Below are 16,136 nucleotides of genomic sequence, written 5' to 3' on the forward strand. Positions count from 1 at the left end.
ATTGGCGGGTTCCGGAACCCTTGAATGGCGCGGACTTTTCACTTGCCCGCGGGGCCGCTGTCAGGCTATATTGGATCAGTTGGGCCGCAAGTCGGAACCGCGGGTGTAAGCGTATGAATTTACGGTCTTTACAGGCCGCCACGCCTGTTTTTGAATCAGAGAATCCCGGGGAAACAGCAATGCCTCCCAAAACCATGTACGAGAAGGTCTGGGACCAGCACGTCGTCAAGGAGATGCCCGACGGGCTCACCGTCCTGTACATCGACGCCCACCTGATCCACGAGGTGACCTCTCCGCAGGCTTTCGAAGGGCTGCGGGCCGCGGGCCGGAAGCTCAGGCGGTCCGACCTGACCTACGCCACGATGGACCACAACGTGCCCACCACCGACCGCTCCCTGCCCATGACCGACGAGATCGCGCGCCTGCAGGTGGACATGCTGGCCCGGAACTGCAATGAGTTCGGCGTGCCCCTGTACGATCTCGACTCGCCACGCAACGGGATCGTCCACGTGATTGGTCCGGAACTGGGCATCACGCAGCCGGGCAGGACCATGGTCTGCGGCGACAGCCACACGTCCACCCACGGCGCCTTCGGCGCGCTGGCCTTCGGCATCGGCACGAGCGAAGTCGAGCACGTCATGGCCACGCAATGCCTGCTCCAGAAGCGCTCCCGGACCTTCGAGATCCGCGTGGACGGCGTGTTGAGCGAGGGGGTGACGGCCAAGGACATTATCCTGAACATCATCCGCCGCACCGGTACGGCCGGGGGCACGGGCACGGTCATCGAGTACGCGGGCAGCACGATCCGCGGTCTTTCGATGGACGAAAGGATGACGATCTGCAACATGTCCATCGAACTGGGTGCGCGGGCCGGCCTCATCGCGCCGGACGACACGACCTTCGAGTACCTGGCGGGACGGGAGTTCGCCCCTGATGGCGCGGCGTTCGACCGGGCCGTGGCGGAGTGGCGGGGGCTGGCCACCGACGACGGGGCCGAATTCGACGAGCGACTCGCGCTCAAGGCGGACGAGATCGTACCCCAGGTGTCGTGGGGCACCAACCCCGGCATGGTGACGGACGTGACCGGCGTCGTGCCCGATCCCGTAGAGATGGACAGCGAGAACGACCGGCGCGCGGCCGAAAAGGCCCTCTCCTACATGGCGCTGGAACCCAACACGTCGATCACCGATATCGAGATCGACCGTGTCTTCATCGGCAGCTGTACCAATTCCCGGTTGAGCGACCTGCGGGCGGCCGCGGACGTCATCAAGGGCCGCCGCGTATCGCCGCGGGTGACCGCCCTGGTGGTGCCCGGGTCCCACGCGGTCAAGCGGCAGGCCGAGGCCGAGGGACTGGACCGTGTGTTCCTGGAGGCCGGCTTCGAATGGCGCGAGGCCGGTTGCAGTATGTGCCTGGGCATGAACCCGGACATCCTGCAGCCCGGCGAACGGTGCGCCAGCACCTCGAACCGCAATTTCGAAGGGCGGCAGGGCCGGAACGGACGCACGCACCTGGTCAGCCCGGCCATGGCCGCGGCGGCCGCCGTCGCCGGCCATTTCGTCGACGTGCGAGACTGGTGAGGCAAACCGAAACGGAGCAAACCGAAACGGAGCATATCGGAAACGGAGCAAACATGGCGGATCCCTTTACCACGCACACCGGCCTGACCGTCCCGCTCGACCGGATCAACGTGGACACGGACCAGATCATCCCCAAGCAGTTCCTGAAACGGATCGAGCGCACCGGGTTCGGACAGTTCCTGTTCTACGACTGGCGGTTCACGGGCGACGGCTCGCCCGATCCCGGTTTCGTGCTCAACGAAGACCGCTACCGGGACGCCACGATCCTGGTATCCGGGGACAACTTCGGCTGCGGGAGTTCCCGAGAGCACGCGCCCTGGGCACTGCAGGACTACGGCTTTCGCGTGATCATCGCGCCGTCCTTCGCGGACATCTTCTACAACAACTGCTTCAAGAACGGACTGCTTCCCGTCGTGCTGCCCGGCGATACCGTGCACCGCATGCTCCGGAACGCGGCGGAGCAGCACCCCTATTCCGTCTCGGTGGACCTCGAACGGCAGGTCGTCACCGAGCCCGGCGGACCAACCGATCCCAACGGTGCTCCCGAGCCCGGCGGCGCGTCCCACCCGTTCGAGGTCGACCCCTTCCTCAAGCACTTTATCCTGGAGGGTCTGGATGAAATCGGCTGGACCCTGCAATTCGAGGACGACATAGCGGCGTATGAACGTACCCGGAGTACGGGCTGACCAACTGCTCGCGCTGTCCCAGGCCGGCGACGAAACGCTGCGCAGCGTGTTTCAACGGGACCGTCACGCCACCCTGTGATCGGGCACGTCGTCCAGGAACCGGATCGTTCGATCCAGGTGTGGCATAGTGCGCGGCGCGATGTGGTCGAAGGATTGCGCGTAGCTCAGTGCGCGGCGCGTTGCGACTGCCGCTAAGGCAAAATGCGGGGCATCAAGGCTTGAAAATCGTCGAAGAACCCCTGACCAGGCTGGCCGAACACGGCCATGTACCCATTGCCTACGAGGTGAGATCCCGTTTCCGGGCCGATCAGGTAAACGGCGGCCTCGGGGGTATCGCATTGGTGGAAGAACCGGTGGATCCCCCCTACGTCAAGGACTACGATCAGACATCAGAAGAAGGGCCTGCCCGTTGGCCCGCCCGGTGGCTCGGCCGGTGGGACACTTCGGCGTGGGGATTGCTCGCGGCCTTCGACGGTTCCAGGCGGGTGGGCGGCGCGCTGCTGGCCCGCCGCACGCCGAACGTGAACATGCTGGAGGGCCGGGACGACCTCCTGGTGCTGTGGGACCTGCGCGTCCACCCCGACCATCGCGGGACCGGCGTGGGACGAAAACTCTTCGAGGCCGCGGTGGACTGGGGGCGGCGCCACGGCTGCATCGAAATAAAGATCGAAACCCAGAATACCAACGTGCCCGCGTGCCGGTTCTACGCCCGCCAGAGGTGCCGCCTGGGTGCGATCATTTCCAACGCCTACGCGGAGTTTCCTGACGAATTACAACTGATCTGGCGCATGCCGCTGTAACGGGCATTTCCGCCTTGCGTCCGGGTTTCACTGGCTTATAATGTGGAGTATCTGGCAGGCCGGGAAGTCTCACGGAAACGGTTCCCCTGCGCGCTTCACCCCGCAGTAACGGTACGCCCGGTGCGTCGCTTCCCGTGTCGGTTGCCGGTATTCAGTTGTACAATTGTACAATACATATGCGTATCCTGTACCCTCACTGACGACAACCCGAACAGAAACCCAGGACTGACCCATGCATCCCACGCCCCTGACCCCATCCCAGCGCCGTTCCTTCGAGGAGGACGGCTACTTGATCGTTCCGGGCGCGCTGGATCCTGGCCAGATCGAAGCGCTCACGGAGACCGGCGACCGGCTCATGGAAGGGTTCGAGTATCCCGACTTCTACGCCCACCGCCGTCCTGGTCTCGTGCAGGAGCGGCCTTTCCTCGACCTCGTTACGAACGAGCGCACGGTCCCGCTCATCGTGGCCCTCATGGGCTTCAACATCCACATCACGAACACCGCGCTCATCTACAAGCATCCGGAGGCGCCCGGGGATACCGGCCAGGTCAACTGGCACCGCGACGTGGGTGTTTCGCTGGACGTGGGCCACGTGGTGCTTCCCTTCGTCGGCCTGAAGATCGGCTACTGCCTGACGGATTTCCCCGAACCGGACACGGGGGCGACCATGTTCGTCCGGGGCAGCAACAACATGAAATCCGCGCTGCCGATAAGAAAGGGCCAGGTCCATCCCGACGAATACGTGCAGCCGATCCTACGGGCCGGCGACGCCTTCCTCTTTGAAAACCGGACATACCACGCGGCCGGACTGAACTTCGCCAAACAGACCGCCAGGGTCGTCATCTACGGCTACCACTACCGATGGATCAAGCCGGACCACTACATGCGCTTCTACAGCGGCGTTCAGCAGCCCGACGCCGGACTCCTCGCTGATACCGACGATATCGGACGCCAGTTACTGGGCGCCACGGTGGACTCCGAGGGACGCGAAGCGCCCGACGGCATCGACTGGCCCATCCGGGAATGGGCCGACCGGCACGGACTCGACGTGGCTCAGCACACGCATACCGTGGAAATCTGATCGGAAGCCTGACCCAATCGTTGCCCGGCAGGAATCCATGTACCTGAAGCACATGCTTCCCCATCAACTGCGCGAGGCCGTGGAACGAAGCGACCCGCTGCTCGTACCCGCCGGCTGCATCGAGACCCACGGTCCCCACATGGCCATCGGTCACGACACGATCATCGTGGAAGAGATCTGCGCGCGCGTGGCGAAGCGCCTGGACGCGGTCATCTCGCCGCCCTTCGATTTCGGCCCCACCGGTTACGCCCTGGGCGGACCCGAGGACGGCACCATCGACCCCGATTACGATGCCTTCGGTTCGTACGTCAAGTCGATCCTGCGCAACTTCCTGGAGATGGGCTTCGGGCGGATCTACGTGATCATCATGCACCAGGGCATGGAAGCCCCGCTGGCACTGGCCTTCAAGAAGGCCGCGGCGGAACTGTCCTTCGAAATGGTCCTGGTCGAAGGCAAGCCGCGGGGATGGTGGGCGGATGCCAAAATGTCCAGGGAGGAACTCCGTTTCGGCAGGATCCAGGTCCACCCCATGATCCTTCCCGCCGCGTCCCCGCCCGCCGGCGGCGACCACGCCGGGTACAACGAGACTTCCTTCCTGCTGGCCGCGCACCCGGAACTGGTGGACCAGGGGCAGCTGGACGAGAACGCGCCGTGGTATTGCCGACAGGACGAAGAACGGAACAGCTGGACGGCCAACGCGGCCCATGGGGAGGCCATGGTCGAGGCGGTCGTCGACGCGTGGGTCGAACTACTGCAGCGCTGATACAAATCGAAGCGTTTGATTGAAGCGTTTAACTGTGGAAAGGAGCAACACATGCGGTCCATTTTCGTCGGTATCGAGTATGCCGGCAAGTCTACCTTGATCGATCACCTGGACGCCTACTACCAGAAACGGCGGCGCCGGACCCATCTAGACGATCACTTCACCATCCCGGACGCTTCCCTGAGTCCCGTTTCCCGGGCCCAGTACGTCCACTATCCCGACGACGTGAAAGAACGCATGCAGCGGATGCAGCTGCACTACCACGTGGAGGTCATCCGCAACTACCCCCACACGCTGATCGCCGGCTGGCACATCGAGGAGAAGGTCTACTGCGACGTGTACGGCAGCGTGGAGGGAAATCCCTACTATCCGAACTACGTCCAGAACAACCAGCGGCACTACGAGGTGCTGGTCCTGGAAGCCCGGCTGCCTGACGTCGTGCTGATCCACCTAACCGCCGACGACGACGCGATCCGCGAGCGCATGCGCACGGACCCCCACGAGTACCAGATCATCGACGAGCAGGACATACCCGATCTCAAGAAACGCTTCGAGGACGAGGTCGACCGATCGCTCCTTACGCGTAACGGCCACCTGGTCACGCTGGATACGACTGACAAGTCACCCGCGGAAACCCTGGACGAACTGCTGCTGAAAACCGATCCGCTGGTGACCGACGGGGAACTGGCCATGCGGGCCATGCCGGTGCCCGAGGAGGACTACGAGGTCAGGTACGAAAACAGCGAGCGGAAGATGGTGTAGGGAGAATCCACGGGGTAGGAGGAATCCACGGGGTTTTGTGTTTTTTGTTTTTTTTCGAAGCCGGAACGAGATCGGGGGTTTTAATTCCGACGAATCAAGTATAGACCTATTTGAATGGGAGGCTGGACAGAATTTAAGGCGTTATACGTCCAAGGAGTCAGACGATGACCGAGATGACCCGTGATAACTTGACCTTCGGCGCACAGATCGTAACTGCCGTAGGCATGTTCATTGTGACCCTGGGCATCTTGTTCATCGCGACGCTTACTTACCTGGATCGGGAAGATCAGGAATTCAGGAATGAGATTCGAACCGACCTCACAGAAATCCGTGCGGCGATGAGAGATATGAACAATCGTCTCGACAACATCAATACCCGACTCGGAAGGGTCGAGGGGTATCTGCGTGTATCCGGTAACGACAGCGATTGAAGCCTACGCCGCCAGGCCCTTGCCCTGGGCTTCCTTGATGCACTCGGCGAGGATGGGCACGCCTTCGCGAATATCCTCTGTCGTGGGGAACCCGAATGCGATGCGCAGGTAGGGGATGTCTTCATTCGCAGCGCTGAATGACTGACCAAGACTGTAATAAACCCCGCGCCCTGCAGCCAGTTGCAGCGCTTTCCGCGTGTCCGTCGCCGAGGGGATACGCACCCATACGAACATGCCACCGGGCGGATCCGTCCAGTACACCTCCTCGCCCAGATCGCCGAAGTGGGTCGCCAGCGATTCGACCACGGCGTCCTTGCGCGCCTTCATGACGTCGTTCACATCGCGAATGTGGTCCCAGAGATGATCGCCCAGGTATTCGGCCACAATCATGCTCGCCAGCGCGTTTGTCCCACCGTCCATCTTGTTCGCCATGATCCGCTGATGCAGCACTTCCGGCGCCATGAAGTAGCCCTGCCGGACGCCCGGTCCGAGGATCTTTGAAAAAGAGCCGACGTACACGACCCGGCCGTCTTCGTCGAGGTGGTACAGGTTCGGCGGCACCGGATCGGACTGGAACACGAGATCGGCGTAACAGTGGTCCTCCACGACCAGCGTGTCGAACTCCCGGGCCAGTTCGAGGAGGCGCTTGCGACGCTCCAGGGACAGGATGGAACCCGTGGGATTGTGATGGGTGGGGATGGTGTAGATGAACTTCGGCGGCGTGCCCCCGTCGACGAGCCCTTTGAGTACGGTCTCCAGTTCATCCGGCACGAGCCCCAGGTCGTCGATAGGCGCCGGTGCGATGCGCACCTGCCGGCTTCGGAACACGCTCAGCGACCCGCCGTAGGTGAAGGCTTCCGTGACGATCGTATCGCCTTGAGACGCGAAGGCTTCCGTGATCAACTGGAGCGCCTGCATGGAACCGGACGTCAGCACGATCTCCTCCAGGGGCACCGCCTTGCCCGCGCCGCGCTCGAAGCGCTCCGACGCGATGGCCCGCAAGGGTTCGTAGCCGCGACCGTCCGGGTAGTTCACCAGTTCCGGGCCCCGGGCCCTAATGACTTTCGCGGCGGCCTCGGCCAGCGCGTCCGAAGGAAAGGACAGCGGATCGGGCCTCCCCGCGCCGAAATTGATCTCACGCATGGACCTGCTCCTGTAGGGTGGCGGTTACGCCGATGGCGGATTTTACTTTATTCGATGCACAGGCAAGTTGATCACGGAATGTAGGATGGCCGTCCCGCGCCTGTCAACCGGTTCTGCGTGGATCAGGGGCGGATCGACAACGGATCGACGACGGATCGACGGCGGATCGACGACGGAACGGAGCACGTGCAACAGGACAAGGTGGGTGGCGTTGACAGGATATACCGAGCATTCTACATTGATCCTACCTGACCCTGTAGGTCGCATCCATCGGCTTTTCAACAATGATCCTGTTCCGATTCCTCCTGCTGTTCAGCATACTCACGTCTTTCGCGGCCGCTTCCGAAGCGCAAGACCAGCGGCCGGATCGGGCACCGCAGGCACAGCCCCCGGTCCGCGTCGAGATCCCCCTCTTCGAGGGCGGCCAGGGCCTGGAGTTCTTCCTCGCGTGCGCACGGACCTACGAACAGGAGCACGAAGACGTGGTGATCGACCTCTACGGCGATCCCCGCATCCACGACAAGGTGCGGGTGCGCATCCTGGAACGGTCCTTCCCCGAGGTCACCAACGCCCGCCTCAACTACTGGGCGCTCATCCGCAACGGCGACCTGCTGCCCCTGGACGAGTTCCTCGACCAGCCGAACTGGGAGGGGGACCGCACCTGGCGCGAATCGTTCCTGCCGGGGACCCTGGCCCAGTACACCCACGAGGGAAGGACTTACGGCATCCCCCTGATGGCGTCGGCCTACGCCGTGTGGTACAACAAGAACATGTTCGAGGAAAACGGCTGGGAACCGGCGACGACCTGGGAGGAGTTCCTCGACCTGTGCGAGGAGATCAAGGCCGCCGGGATGTGGCCCCTCGCCTTCCAGGGCCGGTACCCGGGCTACGTGCAGGCCGTGATCGACCACGGCTACTACCACCTCGCCGGACCTGAGCGGTACTTCGATCAGAAGAACCTGGTGCCCGGCAGTTTCGACAACCCCGAATTCGTCGAGGCCCTTTCCCTCGCACAGCGGATCGCGCTGAACTACTTCCAACCGGGCGCCATGGGCATGAGTCACACCGAGTCCCAGCTCGAGTTCTTCCTGGGGCACACGGCCATGATCTTCTGCGGTTCGTGGCTCAAGAGCGAGATGCTGGGGAAAATCCCGGACGATTTCCGTCTGGGATCCTTCAACATCCCTGTGGCGCCGACCGGCAGGGCGGATCCCACGGCCGTCTACGGCGGGTCCGGGTACTATTTCGTCCTGAAGGACAGCGAGAACCCGCTGGCCGGGGTCGAGTTCCTGCGCTTCATGACTTCGCGGCGCATGGCCGGCCTGTTCGCCCGGATGCGCGACATCCCCGTGTCCGTGGCGGGCGTATCCGAAGCGAACCTGACCGAGGACATGGCGGACCTGGCGGCCATGTTGAAGAACGCGGCCGTCACCTACGGCACGCCGCCCGGCGAGGGTTATCCGGCCATGACGCAGTACTGGACCGACGCCCGGTTCAGGGTGATCACCGGCCAGACCACGCCCGCAGAGGCCGCCGCGGAACTGGAAGCGGCCGCGGCCGTCGTTCGACGGCAGACCATCGCGCCGGACGAGATCAACATCCGGCACGTCTGGAAACCCAGCCTGCTGATCGGCCTTATGGCTCTGGCCATCGGCTACTGGTCGGCCACGACCTACAAACGCTACCGGGACCGCCGCCGCGCGGGGAAATCACACGTCGCCGGTCTCCCATTCCTCGGGCGCACTGACCGGATCATCTTCATCGCGCCTGCCCTGCTGCTCTATGCGGTCTTCGTGATCATCCCGAGCGCGAAATCTTTCCTCTGGAGCCTGAACGAATGGGACGGGCTGACCGACATGCGCTTCACGGGCCTGCTCAATTTCGGCCGGCTGCTCTTCGAAAGCGACGGGTTCTGGATCGCGCTGAACAACAACCTGTTCATCATGTTCGTCATCCCGCTTTTCGTCATCCCCCTCTCTCTCTTCCTGGCCGTGTGCATCAGCCGGCAAATCCGGGGGTCGAAGTTCTTCCGCATCGCCTTCTTCTTCCCGAACATCCTCGGGGCCGTGGCCGCGACGCTCCTCTGGATGCACCTCTACAATCCCCAGGGCGGACCGATCAACGCCGCACTGGTGGGACTCGGCCTGATCCTGTCCGCGTTAGGCTTCGAGAGCGCGGGAAGCTGGCTACAGGCCATGGAAGGATTCGCCTGGCTGTCGCAGTCCAACCTGTACTGGGCGCTCATCCCCATGTCCATCTGGGGCGCCTGCGGCTTCAACATGATCCTCTTCCTGGCCGCCATGGAAAGCATTCCCCAGAGCCTCTACGAAGCGGCGGACATCGACGGGGCCTCGTCGTGGCGGCAGTTCTGGACCATCACCCTGCCGCTGATCTGGGAGGTGCTGTCCATCTCCATCGTGTTCATGGTCATCGGCGGGATGAAGGCCTTCGAGACCATCTGGCTCCTGACCAACCAGACGCCCACCACGCAGGTGCACGTCATCGGCACGCTCATGGTGCAGGACATGTTCACCGAATTCAAGATCGGCGAAGCCACGGCCATCGCGGTGCTGCTGTTCATCATGGTGTTCTTCGGCACGGCCGCCACACTGCGGCTCATGCGAAGAGAAACGGTGGAGTTCTGATGACACGGGCGGAAGAAATGAACCAATCCGGAGAAAACGAGCGGACGGGCGAATCGGGACCGCCGGACCAAACGAGATCGCCGGACTCGGAGAAGCCGACGGAATCTAAGAGCCGGACGTCGGCCTGGAACCTCGTGATCTACCCGGTCCTGCTCGGGTACCTGGTCATCGTGGTCTACCCGATGGCCTGGCTGCTGTATACGTCGCTCAAGACGGACCGGGAGATCTTCCTGGCGCCATTCACGCTACCGGACTGGGCGGACCTGCAGTGGATCAATTTCTCGCGGGCGTGGACGGTGGGGCACTTCGGGGACTACTTCCTGAACAGCGCGATGCTGACGGTGCTGACGGTGATCCTGTCGCTGCTCTTCGCGGCCATGGCGGCCTATGCTTTGTCGCGGTTCCGATTCTTCGGGGCACGGCCCCTGTTCTTCTTCTTCCTGGCGGGCCTGATGGTGCCGCTGCAGCTGGCCATCGTGCCCCTCTTCTTCCAGATGAAGGACCTGATGCTGCTCAACTCACGGCTGGGGCTGCTGCTCGTCTACATCGCCTTCGGCATGCCCTTCGCCATCTTTATCCTGGCGGGTTTCTTCAAGTCACTGCCGTCGGGGCTCCACGAGTCGGCCCTGATGGACGGCGCCGGCGAACTGCGGGCCTTCTGGCACATCATGCTGCCGCTGGCCAAGCCCGCCCTCGTGACCGTGGGCATCTTCGCCTTCCTGGGCACCTGGAACGAGTTCTTCATGGCCTTCATGTTCCTGTCGGGCGAAAACGCCGAAAGCCTCCGCACCCTTCCCCTCGGCCTGGCCAACATCACCATCGTGAGCCAGTACCGCAGCGACTGGGGCATGGCCTTCGCCGGCCTGGTGCTCATGATGCTGCCCACCATGGCGGTCTACGCCCTGCTCCAGCGCCAGGTGACGAAGGGGATTACGGTGGGGGCGCTGAAGGGGTGACGCCTGGTAACTACTGGTGGAGCGCTCGAGGGGTGGGGTGCCCGAGAGGTGACGCGCGAAACTACGGCTTCGCGATCCAGACCGGGTCGGGCGTGATGCTCGTCTCAGGCGTCGGGCCCGTGTCGTCCCATTCCGCCTCGTTCTCCAGCAGGAAGCCCGGCTCGACCGACATGTCGTGATCGCAGATGATCTGGCAGGACAGCCGTACCTCGCCGACGAGCCCTTTCTCCGACAGCACTTCGAATTCAGCAGCGGTCATTTTGTCCGGTTCGCCATCGGAAATACTTACGCGGCAGGTCGTGCACTTGGCGTTGCCGCCGCAGCGGTGTCCGATGTTCACGCCGGTGCCCTCGATGGCCAGCACGAGGCGCTGCCCCGATTCGACCTCGTGCTCTACGCCGTTTACGGTGAGTTTCGGCATGGTGACAAGCTCCTTTCAAGTGTTGTCAATGTTGACAATGTATTAAACGTCGTTAAAACAACCCCCGGCAGCCGGTGTGCGGCCGAGATGCAGCCGGTGCGATCGGGATGTAGCCGGCGCGCGGCCGAGATGCAGTCGCCGCGATCAAACTGAGATATCGTGACCGAGCCGGTCCCGGGTATGCTCCAGGTCCACCCAGCGGTGCGGTCCGTCGGTCACGGCGAAGCACACCTCGTAAACCGGGTTTTCCGTGACTTTCAGGGCCAGTTCGATGATCTGCGTAATGTCCGCCTGGCTGCACCAGACCGATCTCAGGAAGGGTTCGGTGGCCTCGTTCTGCTTGTTGACCCAGCCGATGCGCAGGCAGACGACGGAGAAGCCGTGGGCGTCGTGGTAGGTGCGGCAGATGCCCTCGCCCCAGACCTTGCTGGCCGAATAGGGTTCGGTGGGACGGGGCGGGTCGGTGACTTTCACGATGGGCATGGGATCGGGCAGCCCTTCGAGCCGGCCCTCGTTCAGGGAAACGTACGGTTCGGAGAACTGTCCGTACCCCCAACTCGCCATGACGGAACTCGCGTAGATCAGCCGCTTGATGCCCTCCTCCCGGCAGACTTCCAGGACGTTGTACGTGCCCCGGATGTTGCATTCCAGAATGGTCTCGAAGGACGCGCCGGGATCGGGGACCGCGCCGAGATGGACCACCGCGTCCATGCCGGACAGCGCCCGGGACACCGCGTCCCGGTCGGTCAGGTCGGCCAGTGAGAAACGGTCATCGGGTATCCGCAGAAGGTCCTCATCGTCGATGCGGTCCGAAGAAACCGTACGCCGGCCGCTGCCATAGACTTCGTAATCATCCTTTCCGCTCAGGTGCCGGTAGGTCAGGTTGCCGATCAGTCCGTATGCGCCCGTTACGTGCACCTTCAAGGGTCTTCCCTCACTCATTGGTTCCTCCGGTTTAACTTTCTGTGAATCAGTGATAAGTCTTGCGGGCTTCTGACTTTTCGCCGGTGGGCGGTCGGCTTAAGTGCACGGTGTCCGCCCAAAGTTGCATTCACGCCTCGTCCATAAAAGGATACCGCCAGTCCGTCGGCGGGACCATGGTTTCCTTGATCGTCCGGGCGCTCATCCAGCGGAGCAGGTTCATGGGGCTGCCGGCCTTGTCATTCGTGCCCGACGCCCGCGCGCCCCCAAAGGGCTGCTGCCCGACGACCGCCCCGGTGGGCTTGTCGTTGACGTAGAAATTGCCGGCTGCGTTGCGGAGCGCGTCCGATATGCGCACAGTCGCCTCTCGGTCCCGCGCGAAGACGGACCCGGTAAGGGCGTAGGGCGATGTGGTGTCGCAAAGCGCGAGGGTCTCTTCCAGGCGGTCATCCTCGTAAACGTATATAGTCAGCACGGGACCGAAGATCTCCTCCTCCATGGTCCTGAACCGCGGGTTCGTCGTCACGATGGTCGTGGGCTCGACGAACCAGCCCCGCTTGCGGTCGCACCCGCCGCCGGTGATGATCTCGGCGTCGTCCGCCGACCGGGCGTATTCGATGTAACCGGCGATGGTGTCGAAGGACGCCTCGTCGATCACGGCCGCCATGAAATTCGAGAAATCTTCCGGATCCCCGACCCTGATCTGCGATACCTCCGCCGTGAACCGGTCCCTGAAGGCCGGCCACAGAGAGCGGGGCACGTACATCCGGGAGGCCGCGGAACACTTCTGCCCCTGGTACTCGAAAGCGCCGCGGACCGCCGCCGCGACCAGGGCGTCCACGTCCGCCGAGGCGTGGACGAAGATGAAGTCCTTTCCGCCCGTCTCGCCCACGATGCGGGGATAGTGCTTCATGCGCGCCAGGTTGCCAGCCACGGTGCGGTACATCCGCTGGAAGGTCGCCGTCGATCCGGTGAAGTGAATGCCGGACAGGTCCGGGCTGTCGAGCACCGGGTCGCCCACCTCGGCCCCGGATCCCGGGATGAAGTTGATCACACCGGGCGGCAGTCCGGCTTCCTGCAGCAGCCCCATGACGTGCCAGGCCGAGTAGACGGCGGAGGACGCCGGTTTCCAGAGCACCGCGCAACCGGTGAGGGCCGGCGCCGTGGGCAGGTTGCCGCCGATGGCCGTGAAATTGAAGGGCGTTACGGCGAATACGAATCCCTCGAGTGCCCGGTACTCCAGGCGGTTCCAGACGCCCGGCGAGGATGCGGGCTGGTCGCTCATGAGCTGCGCCAGGTAGCTCACGTTGAACCGCCAGAAGTCGATCAGTTCGCAGGCCGAGTCGATCTCCGCCTGGAAGATCGTCTTGGACTGGCCCAGCATGGTTGCGGCGTTGACCGTCTGGCGCCAGGGCCCGGCCAGCAGGTCGGCCGCCTTCATGATGACCGACGCCCGTTGCTCCCAGGGCATGTCCGACCACGCCGCCCGGGCTTCCAGGGCCGCGTCGATGGCCATGCGGACCTCGGTTTTGCCGGCCTTATGATAGACGCCGAGGTCGAGCCCGTGGTCATGAGGGGCCCGAAGGGGCGCCGTGTTGCCCGTCTTCACCTCCCGGCCGCCGATGATCAGCGGGACCTCTACGGGGGTGGATTTCAGCTCGGCGAGCTTGGCCTTGACGGCCGCTCTTTCGGCCGATCTGGGCGCGTAATCCAAGACGGGTTCGTTGTAGGGCTGGGGCGGGTTGAAGCGTGCGTTGGCCATGCTCCATATGTATCCGGCGCGCGGCCGACGTGTCAACTGTTTTGTAGACCGCCGGCCGGCGCTCCGTCGCGCTAATCCGCGGTGCTCCCCAAGACGCTGCCTCGGTGCTTCCCACGGTGATCTCCGTAGCGCTCCCACAGCCATTTTAACCTTGCCAGATCACGCGGTGATATGAGATATTGGCGGTATAAACCAAGTCAGACGAGCGACCCTCAACAGCGAGAACAGCAAGGCTCGCGGCAGCCCCGGACAGCAGTCCGGAACAGCGGCCGGCCGGGCCGGGAGTATGGTCATGAGCACCGATCAGGCCAAACAGGAACATGGCATCAAGGCGGTTAACCAGGAATACACGCAGTACGACCAGGTGGAAAAGGAACAGACCTACAACCTGGCCGAGGGCGCGGCGGAGGAGGCATTCGACGAGGAAACGCAGATCAGGACCTGCGACATGAGCCTGTTCCTCCACGGCGGACCGGAGGGCAGGGCACAGTTCGCCCGGGACATCGGCGAGGCCATGGAGGGCATCGGTTTCGTGATCCTCGAGAACCACGAAATCCCGCCCGGCCTGTACGAGGAGGCCGAGCGCAAGGTGGCCGAGTTCTTCACGGCCACGCCCACGGCAGACAAGATGAAGTACGAGGCCGAGCGGCACGGTTCGGTCAACCAGGGGTACTTCCCGATCAAGCAGACCAGCCGGATGCATCCCGACCTCGTCGAGGGGTGGGTCTTCTGCCGACGGGCCTTCGACCTGGGCGAGAACCCGGACTACCGCGAGACAGACTACTGGCCCGCGGCCGGGTACGAACCGTTCTTCCGGCAGGTCATCCAGCAACACGAGAAGCTGATCCTGCCCCTCATGCAGAGCATCCTCACCTACCTGGGCTGCGATCCGTCCCTCTACGACGAAAAGCTCACGCGGACGAACTTCGGCTTCCGGCTCAACTACTACCCGCCCATCACCAAAGAGGACGACGAATCCGGGGCCGGCCGTATGCTCGGCCACGAGGACGTGGACCTGTTCACCATCCTGCCCTCCCACGGGGTGGACGGCCTGCAGGTGCTCAACCGCGAGAACATGAAGTGGATCCGCCTCAATCCCCCGGAAGGCAGCATCATCATCAACACGGGCGACTACATGCAGCGGATCACCAACGACCGCCTGCCCTCCACCACGCACCGGGTCAGCAAGCCGCAGGACGCCCGCCTCTTCGGCTCCGCCCGCGTCAGCATCCCCATGGCCGTCTACGTATGGGAGGAGGAGATGCTCGAGGTGCTGCCCAACACGGGCGAGCCCAAGTACGAACCCATCTCGGCCGTCCAGTTCCACACCCGGACCACGAGCAAGTACTACGGCGACGACTACGCGGTGGATGACGACTGAGGACAGCCCATGACCCCCCATGAGCAGTACCTCTTCGACCTGCAGGGCTTCATCGCGGTCCCTGAAGCCCTCGACGCCGGACAGCTCGCCGAGTTGAACCGGATCCTCGACGAGAAGATCGACGAAGCCATGGAACCCGGCGCGACCACGCACCGGTTCGGTTTCACGCTGCTCGACTGGGGACCCGCCTACCGCGACCTGATCGACAACCCGCGCATCGTCCCCTACCTGGAGCACATCGTCGGACCGCGGTTCCGGCTGGACCACGACTACGCCGACATCATCAGCCAAGGTGACGGACCCATCGGCACCACCCTCCACGGCGGTGCCATTCCCTTCGACCCGCTCTATTCCTACACCTGCGTCAACCAGGAGATCCGTTGCGGCCTGTCCGTGGTCGCCTACAACCTGAAGGACGTGAACCCCGGCGACGGCGGCTTCGGCTGCGTGCCCGGCAGCCACAAGGCCAACTTCCGGTTCCCCGACGAGTGGCGCAACCTCAAGACCGACCAGCCCTTCATCCGCGCCGTGACCGGCAAGGCCGGCACCGCCGTCATCTTCACCGAAGCGCTGACCCACGGCACCATGCCCTGGCACGGCGACGAACGCCGCACCCTCTTCTACAAGTACTCGCCCAACTCGGTATCCTGGTACGCGGAGTACTACGAAGCCGAAAAGTACGAGGGACTGACGGAACGGCAGCAGCAGATCCTCGAGGCGCCGAACGCCAGGTATGGCCAGCGGTTTAAGCGTGGGGTGGTGGTGTAGGTGGGTTCTGCCATACTTGTTGCCACGTGATTTTCT

Annotated in this window: 15 protein-coding genes; 11 read left to right on the forward strand and 4 right to left on the reverse strand. The window is 63.4% G+C overall.

Annotated elements, in window-relative coordinates; translation table 11 throughout:
- Positions 1-179 precede the first annotated feature (179 nt).
- The 7 genes from leuC to F4Z81_09405 all read left to right on the forward strand — a co-directional run bounded on the left by leuC (position 180) and on the right by F4Z81_09405 (position 6,103).
- Positions 180-1,580, forward strand: a complete 1,401-nt coding sequence (leuC, locus tag F4Z81_09375) for a 3-isopropylmalate dehydratase large subunit (GenBank protein ID MXW05261.1) — start codon at positions 180-182, stop codon at positions 1,578-1,580.
- Between the two features lie 53 nt (positions 1,581-1,633).
- On the forward strand, positions 1,634-2,266 hold the full coding sequence (leuD, locus tag F4Z81_09380) for a 3-isopropylmalate dehydratase small subunit (protein MXW05262.1): 633 nt from the start codon (positions 1,634-1,636) through the stop codon (positions 2,264-2,266).
- A 152-nt stretch (positions 2,267-2,418) separates the two neighbouring features.
- A complete protein-coding gene (locus F4Z81_09385) occupies positions 2,419-3,066 on the forward strand; it encodes a GNAT family N-acetyltransferase (GenBank protein ID MXW05263.1) in 648 nt (215 codons plus the stop codon).
- Between the two features lie 232 nt (positions 3,067-3,298).
- Complete coding sequence (locus F4Z81_09390; protein ID MXW05264.1) at positions 3,299-4,147, forward strand: phytanoyl-CoA dioxygenase family protein; 849 nt, start codon at positions 3,299-3,301, stop codon at positions 4,145-4,147.
- Between the two features lie 37 nt (positions 4,148-4,184).
- Positions 4,185-4,910 (forward strand): creatininase family protein, encoded by a 726-nt coding sequence (locus F4Z81_09395; protein MXW05265.1) that lies wholly within the window; start codon positions 4,185-4,187, stop codon positions 4,908-4,910.
- Positions 4,911-4,961: 51 nt separating this feature from the next.
- Positions 4,962-5,672 (forward strand): hypothetical protein, encoded by a 711-nt coding sequence (locus F4Z81_09400; protein ID MXW05266.1) that lies wholly within the window; start codon positions 4,962-4,964, stop codon positions 5,670-5,672.
- Positions 5,673-5,836: 164 nt separating this feature from the next.
- Positions 5,837-6,103 carry a hypothetical protein gene (locus F4Z81_09405; GenBank protein MXW05267.1) on the forward strand — a complete coding sequence of 89 codons (267 nt, stop codon included), beginning with the start codon at positions 5,837-5,839 and terminating at the stop codon, positions 6,101-6,103.
- Between the two features lie 3 nt (positions 6,104-6,106).
- Here the strand turns inward: F4Z81_09405 and F4Z81_09410 are convergent, their stop codons facing one another.
- Entirely contained in the window at positions 6,107-7,246 is a 1,140-nt protein-coding gene (locus F4Z81_09410; protein ID MXW05268.1) for a PLP-dependent aminotransferase family protein, read from the reverse strand.
- 284 nt (positions 7,247-7,530) lie between these two features.
- Between F4Z81_09410 and F4Z81_09415 the strand changes: the two genes are divergently transcribed.
- Both F4Z81_09415 and F4Z81_09420 read left to right on the forward strand, forming a co-directional pair.
- Positions 7,531-9,891 carry an extracellular solute-binding protein gene (locus F4Z81_09415; GenBank protein MXW05269.1) on the forward strand — a complete coding sequence of 787 codons (2,361 nt, stop codon included), beginning with the start codon at positions 7,531-7,533 and terminating at the stop codon, positions 9,889-9,891.
- Positions 9,891-10,847 (forward strand): carbohydrate ABC transporter permease, encoded by a 957-nt coding sequence (locus F4Z81_09420; protein MXW05270.1) that lies wholly within the window; start codon positions 9,891-9,893, stop codon positions 10,845-10,847. Before F4Z81_09415 ends, F4Z81_09420 begins: the two co-directional genes overlap by 1 nt.
- 61 nt (positions 10,848-10,908) lie before the next feature.
- On the opposite strand, the gene F4Z81_09425 is transcribed toward F4Z81_09420, so the two are convergent.
- From F4Z81_09425 to pruA, 3 genes are all read right to left on the reverse strand, one after another.
- Positions 10,909-11,268: a (2Fe-2S)-binding protein gene (locus F4Z81_09425; protein MXW05271.1), complete on the reverse strand. Its 360-nt coding sequence runs from the start codon at positions 11,266-11,268 to the stop codon at positions 10,909-10,911.
- A 144-nt stretch (positions 11,269-11,412) separates the two neighbouring features.
- On the reverse strand, positions 11,413-12,210 hold the full coding sequence (locus F4Z81_09430; protein MXW05272.1) for an NAD-dependent epimerase/dehydratase family protein: 798 nt from the start codon (positions 12,208-12,210) through the stop codon (positions 11,413-11,415).
- Between the two features lie 109 nt (positions 12,211-12,319).
- Positions 12,320-13,951, reverse strand: a complete 1,632-nt coding sequence (gene pruA, locus F4Z81_09435) for an L-glutamate gamma-semialdehyde dehydrogenase (GenBank protein ID MXW05273.1) — start codon at positions 13,949-13,951, stop codon at positions 12,320-12,322.
- Between the two features lie 286 nt (positions 13,952-14,237).
- Between pruA and F4Z81_09440 the strand changes: the two genes are divergently transcribed.
- Positions 14,238-15,332 carry an isopenicillin N synthase family oxygenase gene (locus F4Z81_09440; protein MXW05274.1) on the forward strand — a complete coding sequence of 365 codons (1,095 nt, stop codon included), beginning with the start codon at positions 14,238-14,240 and terminating at the stop codon, positions 15,330-15,332.
- A 9-nt stretch (positions 15,333-15,341) separates the two neighbouring features.
- The gene (locus F4Z81_09445; protein ID MXW05275.1) at positions 15,342-16,100 is read left to right on the forward strand and encodes a phytanoyl-CoA dioxygenase family protein; all 759 of its coding nucleotides are present in this window, start codon (positions 15,342-15,344) and stop codon (positions 16,098-16,100) included.
- Positions 16,101-16,136 lie beyond the last annotated feature (36 nt).

Source organism: Gemmatimonadota bacterium, from assembly GCA_009835325.1.
Taxonomy (GTDB): Bacteria; JAAXHH01; JAAXHH01; order JAAXHH01; family JAAXHH01; genus JAAXHH01.